25 protein-coding genes are annotated in these 22,647 nt (G+C 31.0%); 14 read left to right on the top strand and 11 right to left on the bottom strand.

All coding sequences use genetic code 11. From position 1 onward, the window contains the following. The 6 genes from DFQ07_RS07710 to DFQ07_RS07685 form a co-directional block, all read left to right on the top strand. Positions 1-1,715 (top strand): gliding motility-associated C-terminal domain-containing protein (locus DFQ07_RS07710; RefSeq protein WP_133535715.1); only part of this gene is annotated, 1,715 nt, incomplete at its 5' end. Between the two features lie 48 nt (positions 1,716-1,763). Next, positions 1,764-2,693, top strand: coding sequence for a PorP/SprF family type IX secretion system membrane protein (locus DFQ07_RS07705; protein ID WP_133535714.1), 930 nt, complete (start codon positions 1,764-1,766; stop codon positions 2,691-2,693). 12 nt (positions 2,694-2,705) lie between these two features. Then, positions 2,706-4,673, top strand: a complete 1,968-nt coding sequence (locus DFQ07_RS07700) for an OmpA family protein (RefSeq protein WP_133535713.1) — start codon at positions 2,706-2,708, stop codon at positions 4,671-4,673. Positions 4,674-4,847: 174 nt separating this feature from the next. Continuing rightward, on the top strand, positions 4,848-5,717 hold the full coding sequence (locus DFQ07_RS07695) for an OmpA family protein (protein ID WP_133535712.1): 870 nt from the start codon (positions 4,848-4,850) through the stop codon (positions 5,715-5,717). A 116-nt stretch (positions 5,718-5,833) separates the two neighbouring features. Continuing rightward, a complete protein-coding gene (locus DFQ07_RS07690) occupies positions 5,834-6,037 on the top strand; it encodes a hypothetical protein (RefSeq protein ID WP_133535711.1) in 204 nt (67 codons plus the stop codon). 23 nt (positions 6,038-6,060) lie between these two features. Then, the gene (locus tag DFQ07_RS07685; protein WP_133535710.1) at positions 6,061-6,690 is read left to right on the top strand and encodes a hypothetical protein; all 630 of its coding nucleotides are present in this window, start codon (positions 6,061-6,063) and stop codon (positions 6,688-6,690) included. Between the two features lie 140 nt (positions 6,691-6,830). On the opposite strand, the gene DFQ07_RS07680 is transcribed toward DFQ07_RS07685, so the two are convergent. The 6 genes from DFQ07_RS07680 to DFQ07_RS07655 all read right to left on the bottom strand — a co-directional run bounded on the left by DFQ07_RS07680 (position 6,831) and on the right by DFQ07_RS07655 (position 13,875). Then, complete coding sequence (locus tag DFQ07_RS07680) at positions 6,831-7,958, bottom strand: energy transducer TonB (protein WP_133535709.1); 1,128 nt, start codon at positions 7,956-7,958, stop codon at positions 6,831-6,833. A 163-nt stretch (positions 7,959-8,121) separates the two neighbouring features. Beyond that, entirely contained in the window at positions 8,122-8,799 is a 678-nt protein-coding gene (locus DFQ07_RS07675) for an energy transducer TonB (RefSeq protein WP_133535708.1), read from the bottom strand. 71 nt (positions 8,800-8,870) lie between these two features. Further along, positions 8,871-9,530 (bottom strand): energy transducer TonB, encoded by a 660-nt coding sequence (locus DFQ07_RS07670; RefSeq protein WP_133535707.1) that lies wholly within the window; start codon positions 9,528-9,530, stop codon positions 8,871-8,873. Positions 9,531-9,721: 191 nt separating this feature from the next. Continuing rightward, positions 9,722-10,651, bottom strand: a complete 930-nt coding sequence (locus DFQ07_RS07665; protein ID WP_133535706.1) for a peptidylprolyl isomerase — start codon at positions 10,649-10,651, stop codon at positions 9,722-9,724. Between the two features lie 94 nt (positions 10,652-10,745). Next, positions 10,746-12,299, bottom strand: a complete 1,554-nt coding sequence (locus DFQ07_RS07660) for a hypothetical protein (RefSeq protein WP_243743948.1) — start codon at positions 12,297-12,299, stop codon at positions 10,746-10,748. Next, positions 12,289-13,875 (bottom strand): peptide chain release factor 3, encoded by a 1,587-nt coding sequence (locus tag DFQ07_RS07655; protein WP_133535705.1) that lies wholly within the window; start codon positions 13,873-13,875, stop codon positions 12,289-12,291. Before DFQ07_RS07655 ends, DFQ07_RS07660 begins: the two co-directional genes overlap by 11 nt. 107 nt (positions 13,876-13,982) lie before the next feature. On the opposite strand from DFQ07_RS07655, the gene idi reads away from it, so the two are divergent. From idi to DFQ07_RS07640, 3 genes are read left to right on the top strand one after another with little or no spacing between them, the layout of a single operon-like run. Then, complete coding sequence (idi, locus tag DFQ07_RS07650) at positions 13,983-14,504, top strand: isopentenyl-diphosphate Delta-isomerase (RefSeq protein ID WP_133535704.1); 522 nt, start codon at positions 13,983-13,985, stop codon at positions 14,502-14,504. A 1-nt stretch (position 14,505) separates the two neighbouring features. Next, positions 14,506-14,919, top strand: a complete 414-nt coding sequence (locus tag DFQ07_RS07645) for a 6-pyruvoyl trahydropterin synthase family protein (RefSeq protein WP_133535703.1) — start codon at positions 14,506-14,508, stop codon at positions 14,917-14,919. Between the two features lie 3 nt (positions 14,920-14,922). Then, positions 14,923-15,894, top strand: a complete 972-nt coding sequence (locus DFQ07_RS07640; protein WP_133535702.1) for a type I phosphomannose isomerase catalytic subunit — start codon at positions 14,923-14,925, stop codon at positions 15,892-15,894. An 87-nt stretch (positions 15,895-15,981) separates the two neighbouring features. Here the strand turns inward: DFQ07_RS07640 and DFQ07_RS07635 are convergent, their stop codons facing one another. Beyond that, positions 15,982-16,332: a hypothetical protein gene (locus tag DFQ07_RS07635; RefSeq protein ID WP_133535701.1), complete on the bottom strand. Its 351-nt coding sequence runs from the start codon at positions 16,330-16,332 to the stop codon at positions 15,982-15,984. A gap of 484 nt (positions 16,333-16,816) precedes the next feature. Here DFQ07_RS07635 and kdsB point away from each other — a divergent pair, with 484 nt between their 5' ends. From kdsB to DFQ07_RS07610, 5 genes are all read left to right on the top strand, one after another. After that, positions 16,817-17,551: a 3-deoxy-manno-octulosonate cytidylyltransferase gene (kdsB, locus tag DFQ07_RS07630; RefSeq protein WP_133535700.1), complete on the top strand. Its 735-nt coding sequence runs from the start codon at positions 16,817-16,819 to the stop codon at positions 17,549-17,551. After that, positions 17,544-18,230 carry an HAD family hydrolase gene (locus DFQ07_RS07625; protein ID WP_133535699.1) on the top strand — a complete coding sequence of 229 codons (687 nt, stop codon included), beginning with the start codon at positions 17,544-17,546 and terminating at the stop codon, positions 18,228-18,230. The genes kdsB and DFQ07_RS07625 overlap by 8 nt, the downstream gene beginning before the upstream one ends. Continuing rightward, on the top strand, positions 18,231-18,857 hold the full coding sequence (locus tag DFQ07_RS07620) for a CatA-like O-acetyltransferase (RefSeq protein WP_133535698.1): 627 nt from the start codon (positions 18,231-18,233) through the stop codon (positions 18,855-18,857). 22 nt (positions 18,858-18,879) lie between these two features. After that, positions 18,880-19,146: a hypothetical protein gene (locus DFQ07_RS07615; RefSeq protein ID WP_133535697.1), complete on the top strand. Its 267-nt coding sequence runs from the start codon at positions 18,880-18,882 to the stop codon at positions 19,144-19,146. 137 nt (positions 19,147-19,283) lie between these two features. Further along, the gene (locus DFQ07_RS07610) at positions 19,284-19,481 is read left to right on the top strand and encodes a hypothetical protein (RefSeq protein ID WP_133535696.1); all 198 of its coding nucleotides are present in this window, start codon (positions 19,284-19,286) and stop codon (positions 19,479-19,481) included. 27 nt (positions 19,482-19,508) lie between these two features. On the opposite strand, the gene DFQ07_RS07605 is transcribed toward DFQ07_RS07610, so the two are convergent. The 4 genes from DFQ07_RS07605 to DFQ07_RS07590 all read right to left on the bottom strand — a co-directional run bounded on the left by DFQ07_RS07605 (position 19,509) and on the right by DFQ07_RS07590 (position 22,592). Next, positions 19,509-19,979: a sensor of ECF-type sigma factor gene (locus DFQ07_RS07605; protein ID WP_133535695.1), complete on the bottom strand. Its 471-nt coding sequence runs from the start codon at positions 19,977-19,979 to the stop codon at positions 19,509-19,511. Next, a complete protein-coding gene (locus tag DFQ07_RS07600) occupies positions 19,972-20,505 on the bottom strand; it encodes a hypothetical protein (protein WP_133535694.1) in 534 nt (177 codons plus the stop codon). The genes DFQ07_RS07605 and DFQ07_RS07600 overlap by 8 nt, the downstream gene beginning before the upstream one ends. Before the next feature lie 33 nt (positions 20,506-20,538). After that, positions 20,539-21,084, bottom strand: a complete 546-nt coding sequence (locus DFQ07_RS07595; protein WP_133535693.1) for an RNA polymerase sigma factor — start codon at positions 21,082-21,084, stop codon at positions 20,539-20,541. A 65-nt stretch (positions 21,085-21,149) separates the two neighbouring features. Further along, positions 21,150-22,592 carry a TonB-dependent receptor gene (locus DFQ07_RS07590; protein ID WP_133535692.1) on the bottom strand — a complete coding sequence of 481 codons (1,443 nt, stop codon included), beginning with the start codon at positions 22,590-22,592 and terminating at the stop codon, positions 21,150-21,152. Positions 22,593-22,647: the final 55 nt, after the last annotated feature.

The raw sequence follows: 22,647 nt of genomic DNA, 5'->3' as shown, positions 1-22,647 counted from the left end.
TCACGACTCAAGGAACGACCGTAGTAACGTGGACATATGAAGATGCACAAGGAAACACGAGTACCCAAACACAGAATGTAGTAATCGATGATACTAAGACTCCAGATGCAGGAAGTAACGGAACTTTAACTATTTGTAAAGGAACAACAGTAACAGAAGCAGATTTATTTGATGCCTTAGGGGGAACACCAGATACAGGCGGAAGCTGGTCACCAATTTTTGCTGGTGCAGGGACTTACACTTATACAGTATCAGCAACCTCTTCATGTTCAAATGATGCAACAGCAGAGGTACTTGTTATTGAAAATTCGTTACCAACAATTCCAGAAATTGTTGTAACACAAGAAAGTTGTACTGCAGCAGCAACTAATGAAATCAGTAATTATGATAAAGAATTGATTTATAAATCTACTCCATCAGGGTTAGTGGTGGATGAGAATGGATTGATTACTGGTGGAGCAACAGGAACTGCTTATACTATTACAGTAGTAAATGCAAGTGGTTGTGAATCAATATCGGAGAGTTTTATTTATGATGGAGATAAGGAATTACCTTCTCCAAAGGCGCCAAAAGTAGAAGTAGAAAGTCCAACTTGTTCTACTGCAGGAAGTGCGATAATTAGCAATTATGATTCGAGTTTAACTTATATTTTTAGTGATTCGACATTAAGTGTTGATGAGAATGGAGTTATAAGCGGATATATTTATGGAGTGTCTTATACGGTAAACGTTAGTAATAATAAATGTGGAAAACAAGCTTCTTCAAATTTTGAGGTGCTAGATAAATTATCAGGAAGCGAATGTATAGATACTGATAACGATGGTATTTCAGATGGAATAGATGTAGATGATGATAACGATGGTATTCCTGATATTGATGAAGGGACAAGAGACACTGATGGAGATGGAATTATTGATAGTTTGGATTTAGATAGTGATAATGATGGAATTTTAGATGTAATTGAAGGAGGTAATGGTAGTTTAGATACTAATGGAGATGGAGTTATAGATTCTAATGATTCAGGTTATACAGATGATAATGGAGACGGACAAGCAGATGCATCAGTAGATGTAAATGAAGAACCAGATACAGATGCTGACAATGTACCAGATTATAAAGACCTAGATAGTGATGATGATGGCATCAATGATGTTATTGAAGGAAATAATTCAGATACAGATGGAGATGGTCAAGTAGATAATCCTCATATTGATACAGATGGAGATGGTATTGCTGACAGTATAGATAAACTAGATGGTTTTGGAACTGCTGATAATGCCGATAATAATTCAGATGCATTAGATCCAAATAAAGGAGGAAATGGAGTAGTTGGAGATAGTGGGATGGATACAGATGGTGACGGAATAGCTGATAGTGTTGATGGATTGGATGGTTTTGGAGATGCAATAAGTGAAGATACTTGTGTTAAAGTAAATAACCTTATGAGTCCAAATGGAGACGATACGAATAGTTATTTACATATTGATTGTATAGAGAATTTCCCAAATAACACGATTGAAATTTTCAATAGATGGGGTAATACCGTATACAAAGCAAAAGGATACAATAATAGTAATATTGTATTTAGAGGATTATCTGAAGGAAGAGTTAATATAAATGTAAATGAGAAATTGCCTGTTGGTACTTACTTCTATATATTAGACCTTGGAAATGGAAGTAAAGTAAGAAAAGGTTGGCTTTATATTAACAGATAATAGAATAATTGTATTGAAATAAATTAGGTTGAAGAAAAAAATAATCAAATGAAATTATATTTAAGTTTTATCTTAATATGTGTAATAAGTATCTGTGTAATTACAGATACTTATGCACAACAAGATCCTCAATACACACAGTATATGTATAATACGATGAATGTAAACCCTGCTTATGCTGGGTCAAGAGGAAATACAGTTATTACTGCAATAGGGAGAACACAATGGGTAGGGTTTGAAGGAGCTCCTAATACACAAAATTTATCGTATGATACTCTTTTAGGATATTCAGGTTTAGGTTTAGGAGTAAATTTAATGAACGATCAAATAGGCCCTTCTAGTGAAATTTATTTAGATGCCAACGTTTCTTATAGTGTTCCAACTGGTGAAGAAGGTAACTTAGCTTTTGGATTACGTTTAGGAGGTAGGTTATTGAATATTGATTGGACAAAAGGAACCCAGAACGATCCTGGAGATTCTTCATTTACACCAATTAATAATAGATTTTTGCCTACTGTAGGAGCAGGTGTTTATTATCATCAGCCACAATGGTATATAGGATTATCTGTACCCAATATATTAAGAAAGGAACATTATGATGCAAATACTCCTGGAGAAGTTGCTATAGAAAGAATGCACTTCTTTTTAATAGCAGGTTATGTTTTTGATCTTACTGAAGATATAAAATTTAAACCAGCAGCTTTGTTAAAAGCAGTTTCTGGAGCTCCTTTGTCTCTAGATGTCTCAGCTAATTTATTATTCAATGAAAAGTTTAGAGTTGGAGCTGCTTGGAGGTGGGATGATGCTGTAAGTGCCCTTTTAGGTTTCCAAATAAGTGATTCTTTACTTATAGGATATTCTTATGATTTAACAACATCAAATTATAACGTAACCAATTCAGGTACACATGAAATTATGTTACGATATGAAATATTTAAAGACCAAGATATAAGATATAGGTCACCAAGATTCTTTTAAAAGAAAAATTACATGAGTTTTAAAAAAGTACTATTGCTATCATTATTAATGATGGTAATAACAAGTTTTGGGCAAAGCAGAAAAGTAGCAGATCGTTATTTTGAAGAATTCTCATACATACAGTCGGCAAAATTATATAAAGATTTAGTTTTAATTAAAGGAGATAGTTCTAAGCATGTATTGAGTAGACTAGCAGAATCTTATTACAACAATTCAGAGACTGAAGAAGCAGAGATTTGGTTAAAAAAGCTAATATCTAATTATAGTAATGAACTAGAAGACAAATACTTGTTTAAATATGCTCAAGTTTTAAGAAGTAATGGAAAGTATAAAAAATCAGACTCAATATTTTTTAAACTAACAGAGAACAAGAATAGTAATTTAAAAAATGAACTAAAAAAGGGAAATTATTTATTAAACAATTCTAATGGTAAAAGAATTGGTGTTAGAAATTTAGCAATTAATACGCCATATTCAGACTTTGGAGGTTTTTTACTTAATGGAAAATCATATTTTACGTCATCTGCACCAACAGGTTCAAGAAAGCAAAAGATTTACAAATGGAATAATCAACCATTTTTAAATATTTATAAGGCAGAAGAAGATATACAAACTTTAGAAGGAAGTATACAAGATACAATATTGGTATTAGTAAATAGTCAAAAGTTTGAAGAACCAATAACTTCTGAGCTTCATGAATCAACTCCAGTTTTTACAAGAGATGGGAGAACTATGTATTTTACTAGTAACAACTCTGATGTTAAAAGAGTAAGAAGAAGTAAAAGAAGAACCTCTAATCTAAAAATTTACAAAGCAAGTTTTATAAATGGTAAATGGGGAAATATAGAAGAATTGCCTTTTAATAATGATGAATATGTAACAGGACACCCTGCACTAAGTCCAGATGAGAAAACGTTGTATTTTGTGTCTAATATGCCTGGTGGTTATGGAGAGTCTGATATTTATAAAGTTGAAATTAAAGGTAAAAATGAATACGGAACTCCTATTAATTTAGGTAGTACAATTAATACTTCAGAAAAAGAAGTTTTTCCTTATGTAGGAAGTGATAATGTATTGTACTTCTCATCTAACGGACATTTAGGTTTCGGGCTTTTAGATATATTCCAATCAAAGATTGAAAAAGATGGTACTTTTTCTTCCCCAGAAAATTTAGGAAACCCTTTTAATAGTAAAAAAGATGATTTCTCATTTTTTATTAGTGAAAATGGTAAAAGAGGTTTTTTCTCGTCTAATAGAGACAAAGGAAAAGGAGATGATGATATATACAGCTTTTATATTTATACCGATACATCAATCTGTACACAAATAATAACAGGAACCATTGTAAATAATAAACTTAATGTTCCTGTGGAAGGGGCTACAGTAAAATTGATAAGTAAAGAAAAAGAAGTAATAGCCAAAACTGTTTCTGATAAGCTTGGTCGTTATATTTTTAATGATGTGCCTTGTAATGAAGTGTATACAGCTATTGCTACAAAATTAGATCATAAACCAGGGAGAAATATTGTATCAACTACAGGTAAAAAAGATATTGAACTAACAACAAACTTAGAGCTAACTCCTTTAATTATAGAAAATCAGATTGTAATAAATCCAATTTATTTTGATTATGACGAATCCGTTATAAGAGAAGATGCACAATATGAGTTAGAAAATATTGTAACAGTAATGAACAATCATCCAGAATTAGTAATAAAAATTGAATCTCATACTGATAGTCGCGGACCAAAAGAATATAATAGAACATTATCAGATAAAAGAGCTAAATCTACAAGGGATTTTATTTTATCGAGAGGAATTGCAGCTAATAGAATAGAAAGTGCTATAGGTTATGGTGAAGATAAGCCTTTAAATAATTGTGTTGATGGTAAAAAGTGTTCAGAAGAAGAATATCAATTAAATCGACGTTCTTATTTTTATATAATTAAAGGCAAAGGAGAAATACAAGCGAAACAATAATAAGAAGTTAAAAAAGTCTACAGAAAACTAAAAATAAATAATTGTTTACCTTAATCAAGGTAATTATGTCTAAAGCTCCTGAAAAAAGGAGCTTTTTTATTGATTAAAGTATAATATTATGTAGAAAAATCAGTTATTAGGGTACATTAACTTATTATATCATTATTATTAATTATGAGAAAACTAATTATCCCCCTGGCGTTATTGGCTTTAACAATGACGTCTTGTGTATCTAAAAAGAAGTATGTCGAACTAGAACAGAAGTACAATGACACAAGAGGAACTTTACAAAAGACTACGTTAGAGAAAGAACAATTAGAAGCTAAATTTGCTAAAATTGAAAAAAGAGTTGACGATTATAACGAAAAGATTAATTCATTAAGTAATGTAAACGAGTCGTTACAAAAGGAAAACAATGTAAAGTTAGATATGGTTGGTAATACAGCTGTTATTTCTAACTCTATGAAAGAGAAAATGAGAGAGACACTTAAAAATGTTGATCCTGCTGAGTTAGCGAATGCGAAGACATTAAAAGATTCAATGAACATTGCAGTGTCTTATAATCTTAAGAAATCAATTAACACATCAGAATTAGAAAATGATGAAGATGTAAACATTGATATTGATCAAACTGTTGTAATGATTTCAGTTTCCGATAAAATGTTATTCAACACAGCAAGTTACAGAGTTAAGAGTAATGCTCACAAATTAATTAAAAAGTTAGCTGATGTTATCAACTCTGAACCAAGTATGGATGTAATGATTGAAGGGCATACAGATTCAAGATCATACAATTCTGGAATCTTACAAGATAACTGGGATTTGAGTGTAAAAAGAGCAACATCAATTGTTCGACTTTTAGAGAAAAAATATGGAGTTGATCCAAGTAGGTTAATTGCATCGGGTAGAGGTAGTGCAGTACCGTTAGTAGAAAACAATACAGCTTCTAATAGAGCAAAAAATAGAAGAACTAGAATTGTGATACTACCTAACCTAGATAAATTCTTCGGATTATTAGCTAAGGAAGAAAAAATAACACCATAATTTTTAAAGAATAATTAAAAACCAGCAAAATACTTGCTGGTTTTTTTATGAAATATAAAAAGTGACTGCTAGTATAATTTAGTGTCTAAATAAATATTAACCCTAATAATTAAATTATGAAAAAACTATTGATTTTAACATTTGGAATTCTTTTTATGGTGTCTTGTACAGACAAAAAAAAGAAAGAAGAAGAAAAAAAGATTGAAGCTGCCATTCAAAAAATCGATTCTATAGAAAGTGAAGTAAAGGCTGGTATAGAAAAGTTAGATGAAGTAACTAAAGAATTAGAAGAAGAGTTACAAAAAATAGATAGCATATAAACCTAAATAAAAACACATTTATTATGAAAAATATAAAATTCGTAGTGTCAATTATTATGCTTTTAGCATTTATTGGCGTACAGCAAGTTGAGGCACAAGAAAAGGGAAAAGAAAAAAGCGTAGAAGTCAAACAAAAAGATAAGACTCATAAAGTTAAAGATGATGTAGAGCAAGACGCTAAAGATAAAGGAAAGGAAAAGGCACAGGAGATGAAAGAGAAGAAGAATGAAAAAATAAAAGAAGCCAAAGATCAAAAGCGTAAGGACAAAGCTAAAGAAGAAAAAGAAAAGAAAGAATATAAAGGCAAAGGAAATGCTTATGGTCGAGATAAAAGCGGAATGAGTGGTAGAGAGTTTGGTAAAATGAGATCGAATGAAGTCCATGAAAAAATAGAAGAGCAGGAGAGAAGTATACAAGATAGCGAGGATGTTTTAAGAAGAGGAAGAGAGAAAATAGAAAAGGCTAATGAAAGGATAAAAGAAGCTAAAGAGAAAAAAGAAATTACTGACGAAGTAGCCAAAGAAAAAGAAGAAGTAATAAGAAAAACAAACGAAAGGCTTAATGAATTAGATAAGAAAATTCAAGAGCAAAAGGAGAAAGCTAGAAAAGAAAAAGAAGCTTTAAAGAAAATTTTATTTCCTGAAGAGAAATAAAAGAGCAGTTTTAGAAAGTATAATTAGAGAGGGGGGGGTTAAACTTCCTCTTTTTTATTTGTATTATATAACATAAAGAGTATAAAAAAGACTTCAAATCAAAGGATTGAAGTCTTTTTAAAACACTTTTGTTTTTATTCTTAGTGAAGCCTGAAGTTAACAGGAATATAATACTCTACGTTAGTTGTTTTTCCATTATGTTCTCCTGGAACAAAGGTAGGTAAATTAGATACCATTTTCTTTGCTTCAAGCTCTAATAATTGTCCATTCTCTGGACCTTTCATTTTTATATTGGTAACCTTACCATTTTTATCAATAATAAAACGTACCCAAACTCTACCTTCAATATTTTGAGCAGCTGCAGCAGCTGGATAGTTAAAGTTTCTTTGAATATGACTTACCATTCTTTCATTAAAACAAGTTAATTTTTGCATATCTGGAACTTTAGTACAAGTTTTAAATTGTGGAATACTATGTACTTCAGCAAACTTAACAAAATCAGTGATAACTTTTTCTTTAACAACTGGAGCCTTTCTTATAACTTTTTTAGGGCGTTTAGCAACGGTATTATTAGTAGAATTGTTTGTTTCACCAGGCGCTTTAAATGTAATAGGTACACCATACTTTACTTTAACAGCTTTTCCATTATGTTTACCAGGTATAAATTTTGGTAAGTCTTTAATAATTCTGTTAGCTTCTTTTTCTAAAGCTTCTCCACCCTTAGGACCTCGCATTAAAATGCTTTCAACATCTCCTTGCTCATTAATGGTAAATTGAACCAAAACTCTCCCTTGAACACCAGCATCTATAGCTTCTTGAGGATATCTAAAGTTTTTTATTATATGTTTTGCCATGTTACTTTCAAAACATTTAGCTTGCTTGATTAATGGAACATTATTACACTTTTCAAATAATGGAATTTCCTCTACTAAATTGAAAGGAATTTTCTCAATAGTAGCCGAATTATCTTCTAATTCAAGTTTACCAACTAATAAAGAATTTTTCTTAATATCTGCCACTTTTTGAGAAGTATCGATATTACCTCCAATAGCCGAAACAGCTTCTTTATTTTTACGAACTACACGTCTTCTTGTAGATACTTCAATTGATAATTGTTTTTTGGCACTGCCATCAACATCTTGGATTGCACACTTAGTGATACTGTTTGGATCTGCTATTGACTCGTCAGGAGTGGTACATACTTCCTGTCCTACAGCTGCTAAAGAAAGTAGCATCGCTGCAACTACTGAGGGGAAATTTTTCATCATTGTGCTCTAATTTAAGTGTTTTTATAAAGTTAACAAGCTGTTAATTACTTGCTAAGTAATGCCGTAAATATAAAAAAAATATATAGAGCAACAAATTTATTTTAAATTTCTGTTCTTTTAAAGTTTATTAATTTGAAATTTTAGAGAATTTATAAAAATAAAATTATCTTTTCGGAGCTTTAAATATGATTGGTAATGCATATTTTACATTTACTAAATTACCTTTATGAGTACCAGGTATAAATTTAGGAAGAGAAGAGATAAGTCTATGAGCTTCAGTTTCTAAAAGTCCTCCGTTTTGAGGTCCTTTTTTCTTTATATCAATTATATTTCCTTCTTTATCAATAGTGAATTGAACTAAAACTTTACCTTCTATACCTTTCTGTATTGCTTTTTTAGGATAATCAAAGTTCTTAACGATATGTTTCGTCATTTGTTGTTCAAAGCATTTCGATTGTTTAAGTATAGGAGTTTTTTTACATTCTTCAAATAAAGGAATTTGTTCTACTAAATGGAAAGGAACCTTGTTTAATGACATTAAAATATCATTTTTAACACTTAATTCTTCAACTAATTCCTTTTCATTATCTATCTGATCTATCTGATTAGATGTTGCCGAAATTGCACTAACTTTTCTAAGCTTTCTGTGTCTTTTTTTTCGTACTGAAATTTCTTTAACTTCTTCACTTTCAAGAGATTCTTTTACATCGTTAATGGAACATTTGGTGATACTAATACTGTTAATATCTTGAATGTTTTCATTAGGACTTTCACATTTTTGTTGTGAAAAAGAGATTGATATTGTAAAAAAAGCAGTAATTATGAAAATGAGAGTTCTCATGTTATTTTATTTAAAGGGATTTAGGAGGTGCGAAAATAAAAATATCTGTATTTTTTAAAATGTATCTGATATTAATTTAACGTTAAGCTTATAGGGAATGAATAAGTAACATCTACAGGTATTCCTTTTTCTTTACCAGAGCTTAAAAGAGGAAGTTTATTAATTATTCGGTGAATTTCATTTGTAATAACATCACTAGTTTTAGAACTAATTACCTGAATTTTTTTTGGTTTTCCATAGACATCAATCGTAAATTGAATTAAAATTCGACCTTGTATACCTTCTTCTGAAAACACTTCAGGATAAAAGTTTTTAGTAAAATGTTGTTGCATGTTATCCTTAAAGCACTTTTTAGCCTGTTCATTTGAAATATTTTTACAATTAGGAAATAAGGGAGCCATTTCTACAACAGAAAATAAGATCTCCTTGGTTTGAGATTTTAATATATTTTCGATAGTTAAGTTATTATCTGTAATAATAGAAAGACTAGAATTGGCACTTAGATAAGATTGGTTTTTTTGAGGTGTTTTCCTTACTTTTTTAATTCTATTTCTAGCAGTTAATGTGGTTGAAATTCTTTTTCGGGGTTGTGTTTTTTCAGCTGTTGCATCACATTTTTTTAAACTAATTACATTTAAATCTATAGTGTTTTCTTCAGGACTAGTACACACGTTTTGTCCGTAATTAATTTGAGCTAAAAAGAGAAAAAATAATAGTAAAGTTGTTTTCATTGTTATGGTTTGTTTGATACCGTAAAAATGAAATAAATGTTGTTCTTAGTAGTTAGCTTAATATCATAAGTCTGTTAAAGAATGTTGTGTCTAACGTTATGAATTTTAATTTAATATTAATTACTGTTATTGTAATAAAAAAAGGCTTTCGATTTATCGAAAGCCTTTATATAATATGTGGTAAAACTTAATTATTTTACACTCACTAATTCTACATCAAAAATTAAGGTAGCATCAGGAGGAATTACACCGCCAGCACCTCTTTCTCCGTAAGCCAAGTTAGAAGGAATCACTAAACGAGCTTTGTCTCCCACTTTCAATAATTGAATACCTTCATCCCAACCAGCAATTACTTGCCCAACACCGATAGCGAAATCGATAGGTTGCTTGCGTTTGTAAGAAGAGTCAAAAACAGTACCATCTAATAATTGACCTTTGTAGTGTACAGAAACCATTGCTCCTTTAATAGCTTGTTTTCCGTCTCCATTTTGTAAGATTTTATAACGTAATCCACTTGGAGTCTCATCGTATCCAGCAGCTACTTGATCTAATAATTCTTTTTGACGTGCTTTAGCTTCTGCTTCACGTTTTTCACGAGCTCCTTCAAAAGTTCTGAATGCTTCTACAGCATTAAAAGCTTCTGCAGCTTCACCTAAACGAATGATTTCTACATTCATTATATCGTCTTGCTCAACAGCATCAACAACATTTTGTCCTTCAACAACACTCCCAAAAACTGTATGCTTACCGTCTAACCAAGGAGTAGCAACATGTGTAATGAAAAATTGAGAACCGTTAGTTCCAGGTCCTGCATTTGCCATTGATAATTTTCCTGGAGCGTCGTGCTTTAATTCAGGGTGAATTTCATCATCAAATTTATAACCAGGATTTCCTGTTCCCGTTCCTTGAGGGCAGCCACCTTGAATCATAAAATCAGCAATTACACGGTGAAACTTTAATCCGTTATAATAAGGAGTTCCTTGTGGTTTTGCTGAGTTTTCTAAATTTCCTTCTGCCAAAGCAACAAAGTTACCTACAGTTCCAGGAGTTTTTTCATATTCTAAGTTTACTAAAATATCACCCTTTGGAGTGGTGAACTTTGCATAAATTCCGTTATCCATTTTTCTCTTATTTATATTATGTGTCATTCAGAATAAAATAAAGGAATCTTTTTATTGAGATTGCTACATCATTTCATTCTTTATAATGACAAAGTTAGTTTTTTACTAATAAAGTTGAAAGGTTAAAGCTTAAACCTATGTTAATATTGTTTGAATTGACGTTACCGAAAGGTGAATAGTATCGACCACCAGAAGCAATTACTGAAACTTGATGAGTCGCATCGTAATTTATTCCAAGAGTTGGACGAATAATAATTCCTTCATCAGTATCTACACCAGCCCCACCACCAGCACCAACCATAATTTCTATAAATCCACGCATTCTTTTGTTAAAAAAACGAGGACTGTAAACACCACCACCTACTAAGCCATGAGCATAACCACCCGAACGTCCATCATATGCAAAACCTGCTTCTCCTGCTACATATAGCCATCTGTTTAAATCGTAGTTTACTTTTAACCCGATTAATTGTAAATCAATTTTGGTTGCATCATAAACATCATCAGTTTTAGCGACATTAAAATAACTTTGATTTTGAACTTCTACTCGTAATCCTTGAGCGTAGTATGTTGTGTTTTCTTCGGAAGAAGTTCCTCCATTTAATCCGAAATATTTTAACCCAAATCCGAAAGTATAAGCTTCTAAATCACCAGCAATTGCTCGATAATAGCCACCATGACCACTAATAGCAATATTTTTAAACAGTTTTAAATCGATTCCTGCGGATGGATACATCATTAACCCACCTTCAGGAGCCACACGACCACCGGCTGCACCAACACCTAGTTTTCCAAAAATATTGATGTATTTTGATTGATATGGATGATAACCCACACCTACAAATAAATCCATAAAACCAGCACGTAATCCTTTATAAATAGCATCGGTATGTGCAAATAAGAAGGTGTTTTCGTTTAAATATTTCTGATATTCAAACCCAACAACAGATAAGGTTTCTGTTAAGTTATCACCATTATCTTTTTTTGAATTTCCGATAGGTTTAAAAAAGTCAAAACGGACTTGCTGTGCATTTTTAACTGTTGGTTTACTCCAAAAATTATCGGGAGAAAGATTGTCAGCTACAAATTTTTGATGTGCTTTATCATAATCAGTAAAACGTAAAATACTAGGAATTTCTACAAAGAAAGAAACCGAGTTACTTTTAATTCCTCCTGATAAAAAATTAATGTGACTGTATTGTATTCCGAAGGAATAATCGTTTTTCTTGTATTGTAATCCGATATTTGGGTTGATAAAACCTCCATCATTTACCAAATAACGATACCCGCCACCACCACCAAAATGAAAGTTAGCATCTAAATAGATGTTTTTATATAACTGATGATTGATTCCTAGTTCAGCTCCTAATGTAAATAAGCCTCCTTGATCTCCTGTAACAGCAAAGTGAAATCCAGCACCACCATATAGCCAACTATTGATAGGAATTTGGTAATGTAAACCCGCTAATCCCATTGTTGGTTTTATGTCTGGAAATTTATCCGTAGGCATTTCAACAGGAATAAAATTCAAGCGTACTTTATTATGTAACTCTTTTCCTTGTAAACTTGATAAATTCTCCTGACTGTAAGTTAGAGAAGAGAAAAGAAAAAAGAGAAAAGAGGCTATATAGCGTTTTTTAGAATTCACTAGTGAAATGTAATTTTACGGTAGGGTATTTACTTTGAGTCATTTGAATTGTGAACGGAGAATCGGCTAAAAATACTAAATGACCTTGTTTATCTTTCGCTAAATAACGTTGTTTTACACGCTTAAATTCTTTGAATTCTTCATTTTTAGGATCTTCAGGTTCTACCCAACAAGCTTTATGTACTTGTATGTTTTCGTAAGTACATTTTGCACCGTATTCGTGTTCTAAACGATATTGAATTACTTCGTACTGTAATGCTCCTACAGTACCAATAATTTTTCGACCGTTCATATCTAATGTGAATAATTGTGCAACTCCTTCATCCATCAATTGATCTAAACCTTTGTATAATTGTTTAGCTTTCATAGGATCAGCATTGTTCACATAACGGAAATGTTCTGGAGAAAAACTTGGAATTCCTTTAAAGTTCAATTGTTCTCCTTCAGTTAAGGTATCTCCAATTTTAAAGCTACCAGTATCATGTAATCCTACAATATCACCAGGAAAAGATTCTTCTACAATTTCTTTTTTCTCAGCAAAAAAGGCATTCGGACTCGAAAATTTTACTTTTTTTCCGTTACGAACGTGTAGATAAGGGGTATTTCTTTTAAATGTACCCGACACAATTTTAACAAAAGCTAAACGGTCACGGTGCTTCGGATCCATATTTGCGTGTATTTTAAATACAAATCCAGTTAATTTATCCTCTTTAGAATCTACCAAGCGTTCTTCTGCTTGTTTTGGTTGTGGATTTGGAGCAATATCAATAAAGCAATCTAATAATTCTTTTACTCCAAAATTGTTCAAAGCAGAACCGAAGAATACTGGTTGTAAATCTCCTTTAATATATGCTTCTTGATCAAAATCAGGATATACTTCACTCACTAATTCTAGCTCTTCACGAAGTGTGTTTGCAGCATTTTCTCCAACAATATTATCTAATTCAGGATTGTTTACATCATCAAATTCAACACCTTCAGAAATGGTTTGTTTGTTATCTCCAGAAAAGATGTTTAATTTCTTTCCCCAAATGTTATAGATTCCTTTAAAATCGTAACCCATTCCAATAGGAAAACTTAAAGGAGTAACTTTTAGTCCTAATTTTTGTTCAACTTCATCTAATAAATCAAAAGCATCTTTACCTTCACGGTCTAACTTATTAATGAACACAATCATTGGGATTTTTCGCATGCGACAAACCTCTACTAGTTTTTCGGTTTGTTCCTCGACTCCTTTTGCAACATCAATCACTACGATAACACTATCTACAGCGGTCAAGGTTCTAAAAGTATCTTCAGCAAAATCTTTGTGACCAGGGGTATCAAGAATATTGATTTTACGATCTTTATAAATGAAAGCTAATACAGAGGTAGCAACCGAGATACCACGTTGGCGTTCAATTTCCATAAAATCGGAAGTTGCCCCTTTTTTTATTTTATTGTTTTTAACAGCTCCTGCTTCTTGAATAGCTCCACCAAAAAGTAATAATTTTTCAGTTAAGGTAGTTTTACCTGCATCAGGGTGTGATATAATTCCGAATGTACGTCTCTTCTGTATTTCTTCTAAAAAACTCATCTATAAATTTTAAGGTTGCAAAGATACATTTTAAAGCGAACTGTTCAAAGGGTTTAATTGTTGGACTGATATCAATTTCGTAAGTTTGCTTTTCGTATATTTTTAAAATGAAGGAACACGTAATTTTAGTTGACGAGAAAGACAATCCGATAGGGTTGATGGAAAAAATTGAAGCACACGAAAAAGCACTATTACATAGAGCATTTTCTGTATTTGTTTTTAATGATAAAAATGAATTGATGTTACAACAACGTGCTGCTGAGAAGTACCATTCACCTTTGTTATGGACCAACACTTGTTGTTCACATCAACGAGACGGAGAATCTAATATTGAAGCAGGAAAGCGTAGATTACAAGAAGAAATGGGTTTTTCATGTGAGTTAGAAGAGGTGTTTTCTTTCATTTATAAAGCACCATTTGATAATGGTTTAACTGAACATGAGTTAGACCATGTAATGATTGGGCGATTTAACGACGAACCTAATATAAACCCAGAAGAAGTAGCATCATACAAGTGGATGCCTTTAGAGTCGGTGAAAAATGATATAGAAAATCATCCTGAAAAATACACAGCGTGGTTTAAAATTATTTTTAGAGAATCATACAAAAAAATAGCAAAGTTTATTTAATATGCCTAAAGTAACCGTACATAGAAAAGCGCATTTTAATGCAGCACATCGTTTATTTAATTCTAATTGGTCTGATGAGAAAAACTTTGAAGTTTTTGGTAAGTGTAGTAACCCAAACTACCATGGGCACAATTATGAGCTAATAGTTTCATTAACAGGAGAAGTTAATGAAGAAACAGGTTATGTATACGATTTAGGAAAGCTAAAAGATTTAATACAGTTAAAAGTAGAAAATGTTTTAGATCACAAAAACTTAAATATTGAGGTTGAAGAGTTTAAGAATTTAAACCCTACAGTAGAAAATATATCAGTAGTGATTTATAATAAGTTACGTGCGAGTATTCCTGAAAACCTAGATTTAGAAGTTACTTTATATGAAACCCCTAGAAACTACGTAACCTATAGAGGAGCTTAATTTATGATTGACCAACTACTACGATTTACCCCAATTTTAAAACAAAAAATATGGGGAGGGGAAAAACTAAACCAATTACTACATAAAAATTCCGATAATACTAATATAGGAGAAAGCTGGGAGATTTCTGATGTTGATGGTGACGAATCTATTGTTAGTAATGGAGTATTACGAGGAACAACCTTACGAAATCTTTTAAAAGAGTGTAAGCAAGATTTAGTTGGGAATTATGTATATGAAACCTTTGGAGATGAATTTCCTTTATTAATAAAGTTTATAGATGCCAAGGAGGTGTTGAGCATTCAAGTGCATCCAGATGACGATTCAGCAGAAATTCAGGAGTCTTTTGGTAAAACAGAAATGTGGTACGTCGTTCAGGCAGATAAAGACGCTAATATTATTATAGGATTTAAAAATAATTCTAATAAAAAGGAATACCTTCAACATTTAGCCGACAAAACCTTACCAGAAATTTTAAATTTTGATGAGGTAAAAAGAGGTGACGTGTATTTTGTTCCACCTGGAAGAGTGCACGCTATTGGTGCAGGTTTGTTAATTGCCGAAATTCAGCAAACTTCTGATATAACCTATCGAATTTATGATTGGGATAGAAAAGATGTTGATGGGAATTACAGAGAGTTACATACAGAAAAGGCATTGGAAGTTATCGATTTTTCTGCAAAAGACTCATATAAAACTTCATATTTAAAAGAAGAGAATATTTCAAAAGAGGTGGTTTCATGCCCGTATTTTACAACCAATATTTTTCCTGTAAGAGGAGAAGTAAAAGTCGATTTGTCTTCAAAAGAAAGTTTTGTGATTTATATGTGTGTAAAAGGTGAAGTAACTTTTACCTACAAAGACCAGCAAGAAGTTATAAAAATGGGAGAAACCATTCTAGTACCTGCCTGTATTAATGATGTAATAGTTTTATCAACAGGTTCATCTGAATTACTAGAGATATTCATAAAATAAGCTTAAGAGAGTACTCTCTTAAGCTTATAAACAAACTAAACTAACTTAAAATTGCATGATTGATTGTTGAGTCAATCATAAGAATAATTAAGAAGCTTTTTCTAAGCTGTAGCCAAATACAGCTGTACAAATAATATCTTGTTTTTTCTCTTCTTTTTTCGAAACAGTAATGTTTAAAACAACTTCTGTAGTGCTCAATTTTTTAATATTGTTTTTAATGATAAGTTTATCATTTAAATAAGCATTTTCTAGAAGATCAAATTCAATGCTTTTAAAACTTAGATCAGATGAGTTCTTATATAAGTTAAGTGAAGACTGTACGCTAGACTCAATCTTGTCGTATAAGATAGATGTCTTTAGTACCTTGTTTTTGCTAACTTGTTTTTTGCTAACAATAAATTGATTTTTTATGTTTTGTGTAGTGTTTAATGATTTCATGATAGTTACGGGTTAAGTATTAGTAATTCTGGATCTCTGTAAAATGGGTTTTGTACTGAGTACATTACAGTTGAGGCTACGTGTTTTCTAATTGAATTTCGATACTTAAAAGTGTTCATAATGATTAAAATTTAAAATATTAATAAATAAAAAAAGGTGCTTTTTGTAAAAAGCACCTTTGTAAGTTTATAGTAAAATTGATTTTATTAAAATCGATGTTTATATCTGTTGTTGTGGGTGCTTTGTGTCATATATACATACTGTTTATGCATGCCGGCTGTACACGAAATCGAATTGATCGTGTTAAAAATAAACGTATATGTGCGTAAAAGCGCCTTCATTATGTCTCAAAAGTAGTGAAACTTTTTAAAAATTGTGTAAAACATAGAATTAATTAATGTTAAAGTTTTGTCAATCCAGTGTTTGTAAACTTTTATTGTAGTTGTATAAATATGTATCTTTGATACATAGTTTTATATCGTTTATGAAGATAATAGCAATGATTCCCGCGCGTTATAGCGCGTCACGTTTTCCAGGAAAATTGATGAAAGATTTAGGTGGAAAACCAGTAATTGTAAGAACCTATGAAGCAGCATTACAAGTCGATTTGTTTGATGAAGTATATGTGGTTACCGATTCTGAGGTAATTTATAATACTATTGAAGCTGTAGAAGGTAAAGTGTTAATGAGTAAAAAAGAACACGAATGTGGCTCTGATAGAATAGCAGAAGCCGTAGAAAACCTTGATGTTGATATTGTGGTAAACGTACAGGGAGACGAACCATTTATTGATACTGTTTCCCTATCAAAACTGATTGATGTTTTTAAAGGAGATGATAAAAAGGAGATTGATTTAGCCTCTCTGAAAGTTAAAATGACAGATGAAGAAGATATTCAAAACCCAAACAATGTAAAGGTAATTACTGATACTAACGATTTTGCTATTTACTTTTCAAGAAGTGTGATTCCGTATCATAGAGATAAAGAAGTGAATGTAGATTATTACAAACACAAAGGAGTGTATGCTTTTAGAAAAAATGCATTAATCGATTTTTATCATACACCAATGACACCAATTGAAGCGGCTGAAAAAATAGAATGTATTCGCTATTTAGAGGTGGGAAAAAAAATTAAAATGATAGAAACTTCGGTAGAAAGTATTGGTATTGATACTCCTGAAGACTTAGAAAAAGCCATAAAACAATTAACAAATGAATAACATTAAAGTAATATCTTTTGATGCAGACGACACACTTTGGGTAAACGAAACTTATTTTCGTGAAGCTGAAAATGAATTTGCAAAATTGTTATCAGATTATGAAACAGAGAACAAAATCCATCAAGAGTTATTTAAAAAGGAAATAGAGAACCTTAAAATTTATGGATATGGAGTAAAGGGTTTTATGTTGTCGATGGTTGAATGTGCTTTAGAAATTTCTAACTACAAAATTGCTCCAAGAACGATGGAAGAAATTCTAGAGATAGGAAAAAATATGTTAGAAAAACCTATTGAATTATTAGATGGAGTAGAAGAGGTGTTGCAGCAGTTGCATGGAAAATATAAATTGATTGTAGCTACTAAAGGAGATCTGTTAGATCAAGAACGTAAGTTAGCAAAATCAGAGATTTTAAAGTATTTTCATCATACTGAAGTGATGAGTGAAAAGAAAAAAACAGATTATAAAAAATTAGTAAAACGCCTAGATATAAAACCGTCAGAATTTTTAATGATAGGAAATTCGTTAAAATCAGATGTGTTGCCGTTGTTAGAAATAGGAGCAACCGCTATTCATGTGCCTTTTCATACTACATGGGCGCATGAAGAGGTGAGTGATGAACAAAAATCAGATGCCTACAAAACAGTATCTAATATTACTGATATATTAAGTTTTTTATAAATGAAGTATTTAGATATTGAGAGCTGGAATAGAAAACAACTTTTTGAACATTTTAGAACTCTTGCTGACCCAACATTTGGGTTGGTAGCTAATGTAGAGGTATCAAAAACTTATCAATCAGCAAAAGAAGAAAAACATTCCTTTTTTGTTCGATATTTGCATGCTTGTATGAAAGCTATCAATGCTGTTGAGAATTTAAAATATAGATTAGAAGATAACAAGGTTGTTGTTTATGAAGTAATCAATGCTTCAGCAACTATTGCCAGACCTGATAATACTTTTGGATTTTCGTATATAGCTTATTCTGAAAGTTTTGAAGAATTCAATTTTAATTTTCTAAAGGAAAAAGAACGGATTTTAAGTTCGAATGATTTGTTTCCGCAAGTGTATTCCTTAGGATGTATACATTGTTCAGCAATTCCTTGGATTAATTTTTCAGGGCATAAAGAACCGTTTTCAGGAAATAAAAATGATAGTGTACCTCAATTATCTTTTGGTAAAATAAGCCATGAAAATAATAAAATGTTAATGCCTGTAGCAATGAATGTAAATCATGCTTTAGTTGATGGATATCATGTTGGACAGTTTTTTGAGAAATATCAACAAGAATTAGATAAAATCGATTAATTTTGCATCAAAATTTATAATTATGTCAAGCGTAAAAAATTTAAAGAAAGATATCAACTATACATTAGGAGACATTATTAGTATCTGTCAAATAGCAACAGAATTAAACCCTGAAGCTAATAAAGAAAAAGCAGGTGCTATTGTTGATGAGGTTATTGTAACTTTTGATGATTTAATAGCAAAAGTAAATGCAAAAAATGTTGAAAATAAAAAAGCTCATTTCAAGTCAGTTAGTGCTGAATTAGAGTCAAGAGCAAATGCTTTAATAGAGAAGGTAAATAGCTTATAAACAGTTTTTTAAAATCTGTTTAAAATCGAGGCTTAATAAAGTCTCGATTTTTTTTTTGATAAAATTTAACATAGAAGATGGAATAAATTTTTGTAAATTACGTTCTGTAATAATTAACAGATAACCCCAATAAAGATATGGCAAGAGCTATGTACGAGTACACTAAAACTGTACTTCAAAAAGTTAGTTTTAACGCCGATTTGTTTTGTAGAGAGCTTGAAAAAGCTTTAAGTAGGTTACTACCCTATGAAATAGACGAACTAACAATTTGGCTAAGACAATTTACAGCAAACAAACCAGATTTATATGTTTGTTTAGCATTAGTAGATAAGTAAAAAAGGAAGCGATAATCGCTTCCTTTTTTACTTATGATACTTTTTATTTCTGCCTTTGAGTTTTCCTATAAGCTTGCGGTTAAATTCGTGTTCCGCAATTTCAAGCCGTAGAATTTTTTTATAAGACAGAATCTTGGTTAGTTTAGAGTAAAAATCATCTTTTGTTTCGTATTGCTGTTTTGTAACTGACCTAATCTTGTTATAAATCTCTTTTGATTCTTTTTCTGATAAACTATCAAGGCCGCCACTGTCCATAATGTTTTTCTTTATACCATGTCGCTCTTTTTTGTGTAAACGCATCATTTTTTTATCATACACATTATATAAAGGCCAAAATTTTTCAGCTTCTTGTTCTGTTAAATTTAGCTTTTCAGTTAAAAAAGCTATTTTAAAAGCTCTAATTTTTTCAGAACCTCCTTTTCTTGTCTGTGCTTGAGCAAAAAAGGTGCTTAAGCATAAAAAGAAGGTTAAAAGTATATTTCTTTTTATTCTATTCATTTTCATTTATTAATATATTGTTATCAATTGTATATAAATAATCCTCTAAGCTTTCATCGCTTATAGTTGATAATATGTCATCTTCAAAATCAGAAGTATTCAAAGCTGTAGCTAATTCATCAACATTAGTATTTCCATAGCCATTTTCATACCAAGACTCAATATCGTTAATGGTAATGTCTTCAAAGGTTATTTTTTGAGTATTGAAGTAGTTAATTCCAATAAAAAGTAATATAGTTGCAGCAGCTGTTGCAGGAATATATTGTAATATTCTTTTACGGAATGAGATTATTTTTACTTTCTTGTTCTTTTCTAGTTCTAATTTTGAAAAAATATTCATTTCAATAGTAGAGAAATAATCATTAGGCGTAGAAAATGGTTTCTCTTTGGGTAGATTATTAATGAATAAAGAGGTAGAAATGTCTTCCTGAACTTTATCAAAATAATCTTCAGGGGTCGAAAACCCCGTTTTTTTATCCACCTTTTGGTTTAAATAATCTATAGTATGTTTTAACTTTTTATCCATTACTTTAATAAGACTTTATTTTATCTAAAAGGTTTAATTATAGTTTTTTATAAATTGTTCAATTTTTTTAGTAGCAATATGATAGGATGCTTTCAATGCTCCAACTGAGGTTCCAAGAATTTCTGAAATGGCTTCGTATTTCATTTCATCAAAATACTTCATATTAAATACTAACTGTTGCTTTTGAGGTAAAGTAGCAATGGCTTTTTGTAAAATCACTTGAATTTCATCTCCAGAAAACCATTCGTCACTATCGATGTTTGAAATTAACACCTGTTGATAATCAGAAATATCAATGTTTCTTTCTTTAGCTCTTTTATTAATGAATGTAATTGATTCATTTGTAGCTATTCTATACATCCATGAATATAGTTTACTATCTCCTTTAAAATGATCTATACTCTTAAAGATTTTTATGAAAGTATTTTGTAAAACATCATCTGCATCATCATGAGAAATCACAATTTTTCTGATATGCCAATACAATCGCTCTTTATAATGCGATACCAAATGTTTAAAAGCTACCTCTTTAGTTTGAGGTTGCTGTAATTTATCTATAAGTGTAATTTCGTCAGTCAACTAAAAAGTTATTTAGTTGTTAGACTTTAAAGATAGTAAAAGGTTTAAAAAGAGAAAAAAATATGTTATTTCAGTTTTTTTGTACAACCAAACAAACGTTTTTCTTTAATAATTTCAGAAACTCCTTTAGGAAGCATTTTTTCCCAACCTTCTTCACCGTTTTTAATCATTTTTAATACTTTTCTAGAGAAAATATGTAAAATATCATGATTAAAATCTTTAATATCGATAAGTCTACCGTTGTTTTTAAAGAACTTGTATAATTCTTTCATTCTTGGGTGTACTTTCAAGTTTTCACTAGTTATAAACTCTCCTGTTTCCTCATCTTTGTATGGATACATGTACACTTTTAAGTCTCTATAAAATAATTTACCAAAGGCTTCTAAAATACCACCACTTAAGTCACGGTAATATTTTTCGTCAAATATTTGAATAAGATTATATACTCCCATAGCCAGCCCCATTCTTTCTTTAGTAAACTCACTAAAGTATTCTACTAATTTAAAATACTCTTGGTAATTGGTAATCATTACATTTAACCCTAAAGAACATAAGAGTTCAGCTCTGTCTAAGAAATCACGTTCATTAATTTCTCCTTCAGCTCGAAGGTTGCTTAGAGTAATTTCAAAAAGAATTTTGGTCTTATCAGGATCTACTTTGTTTTCGCTAAAAAATAATTGTTTTGAACGCTCAAACATATCCATGTTTACTTTTGTTACAGGTCTGTAACTACCACGAAGCGCTAAAATATTTTTTTTGTACAGTACTTGTGCTGGTAACATATTGTTTCCATCTGGACCAAACATTACAGCATTGGTCATACCGTTTTTTACCAGTTGTAAACTCATTAAACGGTTATCAACATACATAAAACGAGGACCAGAGAAGTTAATCATATCTATCTCTAAACGATCTTTATCTATATTATCGTAAAAAGATTTAAGCAATTCTTTAGGGTTATCATTTAAATAATAAGCACCATATATCAAATTAACCCCTAAAATACCTAGAGTTTCTTGTTGTTGACGAGCATCAGTTTCTTTAAAACGAAGATGTAAAACAATTTCGTTATAATCTTCTAATGGGTCTAATTGAAAACGAATTCCAACCCAACCATGACCTTTGAACTTTTTGGTAAAGTTAATAGTGGCCACGGTATTAGCATAACTAAAAAATAATTTATCAGGATGTTTTTGACGATCTAAACGCTCTTCGATTAAGTCCATTTCATGTTTCAACATTTTCTTTAATCGAGGCTCTGTAACATAGCGATTGTCTTTCTCAATTCCATAAATGGCATCAGAAAAATCTTTGTCATATGCACTCATTGCTTTTGCAATAGTACCAGATGCTCCACCAGCTCTAAAAAAATTACGAACAGTTTCTTGTCCAGCTCCAATTTCGGCAAACGTCCCGTATATATGGGCATTTAAGTTTATTTTTAACGCTTTAGTTTTGGTTGTAGGTACTGTGTTTATTTTTTGATCTCCTTTTAACGTAATTGCCATTTTGTTATTTTTTGTTACGTAGTACAAATGTACTGAAAATAGGAGCCACCAGACA

It is taken from the genome of Tenacibaculum caenipelagi, assembly GCF_004363005.1.
Taxonomy (GTDB): Bacteria; Bacteroidota; Bacteroidia; order Flavobacteriales; family Flavobacteriaceae; genus Polaribacter; species Polaribacter caenipelagi.
Note: the sequence above shows the minus strand (reverse complement) of the source record. Positions and strands in the feature narration are given on the sequence as shown.

What these genes read in the sequence shown, in the direction of transcription:
- DFQ07_RS07690 (WP_133535711.1), top strand. Translation starts at nt 5,834, where the DNA reads ATGAAAAAACTATTGATTTTAACATTTGGAATTCTTTTTATGGTGTCT.
- DFQ07_RS07625 (WP_133535699.1), top strand. Translation starts at nt 17,544, where the DNA reads ATGAATAACATTAAAGTAATATCTTTTGATGCAGACGACACACTTTGG.
- DFQ07_RS07695 (WP_133535712.1), top strand. Translation starts at nt 4,848, where the DNA reads ATGAGAAAACTAATTATCCCCCTGGCGTTATTGGCTTTAACAATGACG.
- DFQ07_RS07605 (WP_133535695.1), bottom strand. Translation starts at nt 19,979, where the DNA reads ATGAATAGAATAAAAAGAAATATACTTTTAACCTTCTTTTTATGCTTA.
- idi (WP_133535704.1), top strand. Translation starts at nt 13,983, where the DNA reads ATGAAGGAACACGTAATTTTAGTTGACGAGAAAGACAATCCGATAGGG.
- DFQ07_RS07640 (WP_133535702.1), top strand. Translation starts at nt 14,923, where the DNA reads ATGATTGACCAACTACTACGATTTACCCCAATTTTAAAACAAAAAATA.
- DFQ07_RS07610 (WP_133535696.1), top strand. Translation starts at nt 19,284, where the DNA reads ATGGCAAGAGCTATGTACGAGTACACTAAAACTGTACTTCAAAAAGTT.
- DFQ07_RS07675 (WP_133535708.1), bottom strand. Translation starts at nt 8,799, where the DNA reads ATGAGAACTCTCATTTTCATAATTACTGCTTTTTTTACAATATCAATC.
- DFQ07_RS07685 (WP_133535710.1), top strand. Translation starts at nt 6,061, where the DNA reads ATGAAAAATATAAAATTCGTAGTGTCAATTATTATGCTTTTAGCATTT.
- DFQ07_RS07635 (WP_133535701.1), bottom strand. Translation starts at nt 16,332, where the DNA reads ATGAAATCATTAAACACTACACAAAACATAAAAAATCAATTTATTGTT.
- DFQ07_RS07705 (WP_133535714.1), top strand. Translation starts at nt 1,764, where the DNA reads ATGAAATTATATTTAAGTTTTATCTTAATATGTGTAATAAGTATCTGT.
- DFQ07_RS07600 (WP_133535694.1), bottom strand. Translation starts at nt 20,505, where the DNA reads ATGGATAAAAAGTTAAAACATACTATAGATTATTTAAACCAAAAGGTG.
- DFQ07_RS07645 (WP_133535703.1), top strand. Translation starts at nt 14,506, where the DNA reads ATGCCTAAAGTAACCGTACATAGAAAAGCGCATTTTAATGCAGCACAT.
- kdsB (WP_133535700.1), top strand. Translation starts at nt 16,817, where the DNA reads ATGAAGATAATAGCAATGATTCCCGCGCGTTATAGCGCGTCACGTTTT.
- DFQ07_RS07615 (WP_133535697.1), top strand. Translation starts at nt 18,880, where the DNA reads ATGTCAAGCGTAAAAAATTTAAAGAAAGATATCAACTATACATTAGGA.
- DFQ07_RS07590 (WP_133535692.1), bottom strand. Translation starts at nt 22,592, where the DNA reads ATGGCAATTACGTTAAAAGGAGATCAAAAAATAAACACAGTACCTACA.
- DFQ07_RS07620 (WP_133535698.1), top strand. Translation starts at nt 18,231, where the DNA reads ATGAAGTATTTAGATATTGAGAGCTGGAATAGAAAACAACTTTTTGAA.
- DFQ07_RS07665 (WP_133535706.1), bottom strand. Translation starts at nt 10,651, where the DNA reads ATGGATAACGGAATTTATGCAAAGTTCACCACTCCAAAGGGTGATATT.
- DFQ07_RS07700 (WP_133535713.1), top strand. Translation starts at nt 2,706, where the DNA reads ATGAGTTTTAAAAAAGTACTATTGCTATCATTATTAATGATGGTAATA.
- DFQ07_RS07655 (WP_133535705.1), bottom strand. Translation starts at nt 13,875, where the DNA reads ATGAGTTTTTTAGAAGAAATACAGAAGAGACGTACATTCGGAATTATA.
- DFQ07_RS07670 (WP_133535707.1), bottom strand. Translation starts at nt 9,530, where the DNA reads ATGAAAACAACTTTACTATTATTTTTTCTCTTTTTAGCTCAAATTAAT.
- DFQ07_RS07680 (WP_133535709.1), bottom strand. Translation starts at nt 7,958, where the DNA reads ATGATGAAAAATTTCCCCTCAGTAGTTGCAGCGATGCTACTTTCTTTA.